This window comes from Microbacterium sp. 69-10 (assembly GCF_001897945.1).
Classification (GTDB): Bacteria; Actinomycetota; Actinomycetes; order Actinomycetales; family Microbacteriaceae; genus Microbacterium.
This window is the reverse complement of record NZ_MKRT01000025.1, coordinates 102,058-107,007: the sequence shown is the minus strand read 5'-3', so window position 1 is coordinate 107,007 and position 4,950 is coordinate 102,058. Positions and strand designations below refer to the sequence as shown.

At 69.0% G+C, this 4,950-nt stretch carries 4 protein-coding genes and 1 pseudogene; 2 read left to right on the top strand and 3 right to left on the bottom strand.

Features of this window, described 5'->3' with window-relative positions:
* The 3 genes and pseudogenes from BGN97_RS13550 to BGN97_RS13540 all read right to left on the bottom strand — a co-directional run.
* Window positions 1-757, bottom strand: a pseudogene (locus BGN97_RS13550) (hypothetical protein); the annotation flags it as partial.
* A gap of 314 nt (window positions 758-1,071) precedes the next feature.
* Window positions 1,072-1,707, bottom strand: coding sequence for a phosphoserine phosphatase SerB (gene serB / locus BGN97_RS13545; RefSeq protein WP_292702523.1), 636 nt, complete (start codon window positions 1,705-1,707; stop codon window positions 1,072-1,074).
* Between the two features lie 65 nt (window positions 1,708-1,772).
* Window positions 1,773-3,014: a glucose-1-phosphate adenylyltransferase gene (locus tag BGN97_RS13540; protein ID WP_292702519.1), complete on the bottom strand. Its 1,242-nt coding sequence runs from the start codon at window positions 3,012-3,014 to the stop codon at window positions 1,773-1,775.
* 46 nt (window positions 3,015-3,060) lie between these two features.
* On the opposite strand from BGN97_RS13540, the gene glgA reads away from it, so the two are divergent.
* The gene (glgA, locus tag BGN97_RS13535) at window positions 3,061-4,245 is read left to right on the top strand and encodes a glycogen synthase (protein WP_292702517.1); all 1,185 of its coding nucleotides are present in this window, start codon (window positions 3,061-3,063) and stop codon (window positions 4,243-4,245) included.
* 18 nt (window positions 4,246-4,263) lie between these two features.
* Window positions 4,264-4,950 (top strand): ABC transporter ATP-binding protein (locus tag BGN97_RS13530; protein WP_292702515.1); only part of this gene is annotated, 687 nt, incomplete at its 3' end.

Genomic DNA, 4,950 nt, shown 5'->3' with positions numbered 1-4,950 from the left:
GGGTGTCCGTCGGGGTCGGTTCCGGAGTGGGACCGGGGGAGGGCGTCACGCCGGGATCCGGCGTGACGGGCGGGGTCCCGCCGGTGGGGATGCCGGACACGGACACCCCGGTGATGCGGCTCGATCCCGTTGCGCCGACGGTGCCGCCGCCGACGCTGTCCGTGGAGGTGACGACCCACCGGATCGCGATCCGGTCGTGACCTGCTGCTGAAGCCGGCAGCGGCAGCGAGGCCACGGTACCCGACGTGAAGTCCCCGCCGACGGTCACCTCGCCGTCCGGCACCGTCTGCCAGGTCGTCTGCCCGTCGACGCTGACCTGCACCGCGAAGTCGCGAGGACCCGTGCCGCTCGAGCGCTGCTGAGAACTCACGGTGATGTCGGTGTATCCGCGAGTGGAGACCTCCAGCAGCCAGGACTTGATGCCGACGCCGTCGTTCCACCCCTGATAGCGCACCGAGTGCTCGGAATCGTCGTAGGTGTACCCGGTGAGTGGATCCGTCGTGACGGGCCGCAGGGTGGCGTCCCGGTCGGCGCCGCCGACGGAGCCGAAGACGTTGGCCGCGATGCTCGCGTCGGTGATCGTCGGAGCGGTGATGAGATCCCATCGCGCGATGCTCTCGCTCGTGGCCGTCTGTGCGGCGAAGGCGCCGGCGCCCGATCCCAGCGCGAGCAGCAGTGCGGTCGCCGCGGCGGTGAAGGTTCGCAGGAGGCGGGCAGGTGGACGTGTCAGCGTGCGTGCCATTCCGGGAGAGGTCATCAGCGGTCTTTCGTGTCGTAGCCGCCGGTGCGGCGTTACGGACGGGGGAGATCAATCGGAAAAGAGCTTTACAATTGCCTCGGATGCTAACGCCAATGAGGGGGTGCGGTCAATGCTCAGAAGTGCGGTGTTCGATTCTTCACCGGACGGAGGCGCAGCCTTCACCGGATGGATGCACAGCCTCCACCGGATGGATGCACAGCCTCCACCGCGTGGGAGTGCAACGATTCATCCCTGTTCAAACGGGGACTCTGCGACGTCTGCGCGATCCGCGGCTCTGTGGAGGGAAGGAGCCTCAGCGGGCCTGGCAGGACTCAGGGCAGCAGTGGGATGACCTCGGACAGGTCCTGAGGGCCGACCACCAGCGCCGCCGCGGCGCGGACGGCAGGCTTGGCGTTGAAGGCGATCCCGAGGCCCGCCGCGCTCATCATCAGCAGATCGTTCGCACCGTCGCCGATCGCGATCGTGGCGTGCGGTGCGACGCCCAGTTCCGCCGCCCACTGCTTCAGCGAGTCGGCCTTCGCCTTCGCGTCGACGATCGCACCGTCCACCTCGCCGACGAGCCCGCCGTCCGCGGTCGCGAGACGATTGGCCCGCCAGCGGTCCACGCCCAGCTCGGGCGCCACGTTATCGAGAATCTCGTGGAAGCCGCCCGAGACGACGCCCACCACGCCGCCCCGCTCATGCACCGCGGCGGTCAGGTCGCGCACTCCGGGAGTGGGCTCGATGCGTGCGCGCACCCGCTCGAATGCATCCGTCGGGACGCCCTTCAGCGCCGCGACTCGCGAGCGCAGGCTGGTCGCGAAGTCGACCTCGCCGCGCATCGCCGCTTCCGTGGCCGCCTGCACCTCCGCGCGACGTCCGGCCTCGTCGGCGAGCAGTTCGATCACCTCGTTGCGGATGAGGGTGGAATCGGCATCGAGGACGACGAGGAAGCGCGCGGTGGTCACCGCTCGAGCGTATCGGCCGGCCGAGGCCGTCGACGCACGGATGTCAGTTCAGCGGCATCCGCGGATCAGCGCGCGATGCGGACGCCCTTCCCGACCACCGTGATCCCGGAGTCCGTGATCGTGAAGCCGCGCTCCAGATCGCGTTCGCGATCCACGCCGATCGTCGCGCCGTCCTCCAGCACGACGTTCTTGTCGAGCACGGCTCTGTGCACCCGAGCTCCGGCCCCCACGAGCACGCCGTCCAGCAGCACGGAGTCGGTGATCGTCGATCCACCGGATGCCAGGCTGCCCACGCCCACCACGCTGCGCTCCAGGTGCGTGCCCGAGAGCACGGAGCCGGCCGACACGATGGAGTCGATCGTGTTGCCGATGCGTCCCACCGCGTCGCGCACGAACTTCGCCGGTGGCGTGTTCACGGTCTGGGTCCGGATGGGCCAGGCCGTGTTGTAGAGGTTGAAGATCGGCAGAGTGGAGATGAGGTCCATGTGCGCGTCGAAGTAGGAGTCGATCGTTCCCACGTCCCGCCAGTACGAGCGGTCGCGCGGTGACGAGCCGGGGACGTCGTTCTGCTTCATGTCGTAGTAGCCCGCCTCGCCGCGCTCGACGAAGTAGGGCACGATGTCGCCGCCCATGTCGTGCCCGGAGCTGGCGGACTCGCCGTCGGCCTCCACCGCCGCGATGAGCGCGTCGGTGTCGAAGACGTAGTTGCCCATCGATACCAGCACCTCGTTGGGCGAGTCGGCGAGGCCGGTCGGATCCGTCGGCTTCTCCAGGAACTCGCGGATGCGGCCCGTCTCGGGGTCTGCGTCTATCACGCCGAACTGGGACGCCAGAGCGAGCGGCTGACGGATCCCTGCGACCGTGGCCGACGCGCCGGACGCGATGTGCGCGTCCACCATCTGCTGGAAGTCCATCCGGTACACGTGATCGGCGCCGATGACGACGACGATGTCCGGCTTCTCGTCCAGGATGAGGTTCAGGCTCTGCAGGATGGCATCCGCCGACCCTGAGAACCATCGCTTGCCGAGGCGCTGCTGCGCGGGCACCGAGGTGACGTAGGAATCGAGCAGGGCGGACATCCGCCAGTTCTGCGACACGTGCCGGTCGAGGCTGTGGGATTTGTACTGCGTCAGCACGACGACCTGCCGCAGGCCGGAGTTGATCAGGTTCGATATCGCGAAGTCGATGAGCCGGTACTGCCCTCCGAACGGCACCGCGGGTTTGGCCCGATCCGCCGTCAGGGGCATCAGACGCTTGCCCTCGCCGCCGGCGAGGATGATCCCGAAAACCTTCTTGGGTGCCGACATGGGACCACCATAGAGCCCGAAGCGGCGGATGTACTACCGTGCAGTCATGCGAGTCGACATCATCACCAAGGAATATCCGCCGGAGATCTACGGCGGTGCCGGTGTGCACGTCGCCGAGCTCGTCGCCGCGCTGCGCAGCAGCATCGACGTGCAGGTCCGCGCGTTCGGATCCGACCGTGACGAACCCGGTACGCAGGCGTATCGCGCTCCCGTGGAGCTCGCCGGCGCCAACGCCGCCGTGCAGACGCTCGGCACGGATCTCGTGATGGTGGGCGACGTCGCCGGGGCGGATGTCGTGCACAGCCACACCTGGTACGCGAACTTCGCCGGCCACCTCGCCTCGCAGCTGCACGGCATCCCTCACGTGCTCACCGCGCACAGCCTCGAGCCGCTTCGGCCCTGGAAGGCCGAGCAGCTCGGTGGCGGGTACGCGGTCTCGAGCGGCATCGAGAAGCTCGCCTACGAGAACGCCGCCGCGATCGTGGCGGTCAGTGCGGGGATGCGCGCCGACATCCTGCGCAGCTATCCCCAGGTGGACCCGGCGCGCGTCCGCGTGATCCACAACGGCATCGACGTGGAGCGCTGGCGGCCGATCGAGAACCCGGAGTTCCTGGCGAGCATCGGCATGGACGCCGCCCGCCCGTCGGTGGTCTTCGTGGGACGCATCACACGGCAGAAGGGCCTGCCGTACCTGTTGCGGGCCGCGCAGCTGCTTCCCCCTGAGGTGCAGCTGGTGCTGTGCGCGGGCGCGCCGGACACGCCGGAGATCATGGCCGAGGTTCAGGAACTGGTACGGCTGCTGCAGCAGACCAGGCAGGGCGTGATCTGGATCGAGCGGATGCTGCCGCGCGACGAGCTGTCCGCGATCCTCACCGCGGCCACGACGTTCGTGTGCCCGTCCGTGTACGAGCCGCTGGGCATCGTCAACCTGGAGGCCATGGCCTGCGGCGCGGCCGTGGTCGGCACGCGCACCGGCGGCATCCCGGAGGTGGTGGCGGACGGCGTCACGGGCCGGATCGTGCCGATCGAGCAGCTGCAGGACGGCACGGGCACGCCGGTGGATCCCGAGCGGTTCGTCTCGGACCTCGCCGCCGCACTCACCGAGGTGACGGGCGATCCCGAGCGCGCTGCGGAGTACGGCGCGGCCGGGCGCGAGCGTGCCCGCACCGAGTTCAGCTGGGGTGCGATCGCCGACACCACCCGCGCGCTGTACGAGGAGCTGACCGCCTGAGCCGATAGGCTGGGCGTCATGTCGAGCGCCCTGGATTTCACCGATGTCGTCGTGCGCCGTGACGGTCGCGACATCGTCGATCACGTCACCTGGCAGGTCTCCGAGGATCAGCGCTGGGTGGTGCTGGGACCGAACGGGGCCGGCAAGACGACCCTGCTGCAGCTCGCCGACACGCTGATGCACCCGACGTCCGGCACGGTGACGATCCTGGGGGAGACCCTGGGGCGGACGGACGTGTTCGAGATCCGTCCGCGAATCGGCTTCGCGTCGACGGCGATGGCTCGTCGCATCCCTCGGGACGAGACCGTGCTGAACACGGTGATGACCGCGGCGTACTCGGTCATGGGCCGCTGGAACGAGGACTACGAGGGCATCGATGAGCGGCGCGCGCGTCGCGTGCTGGCGGACTGGAAGCTCGAGCACCTCTCCGAGCGGCTGTTCGGCACGCTCAGCGACGGGGAGCAGAAGCGCGTCCAGATCGCCCGTGCGGTGATGACCGACCCCGAGCTGCTGCTGCTCGACGAGCCGACCGCGAGCCTGGACCTCGGCTCCCGTGAGGAGCTGCTCCAGCTGCTGAGCGGCTACGCCGCATCCCCGACCACGCCCGCCATGATCATGGTCACCCACCACGTCGAGGAGATCCCGGTGGGCTTCACGCACGTCATGCTGCTGCGTGAGGGCGGCATCGTCGCGCAGGGACCGATC

What these genes read in the sequence shown, in the direction of transcription:
- glgA (WP_292702517.1), top strand. Translation starts at nt 3,061, where the DNA reads ATGCGAGTCGACATCATCACCAAGGAATATCCGCCGGAGATCTACGGC.
- BGN97_RS13540 (WP_292702519.1), bottom strand. Translation starts at nt 3,014, where the DNA reads ATGTCGGCACCCAAGAAGGTTTTCGGGATCATCCTCGCCGGCGGCGAG.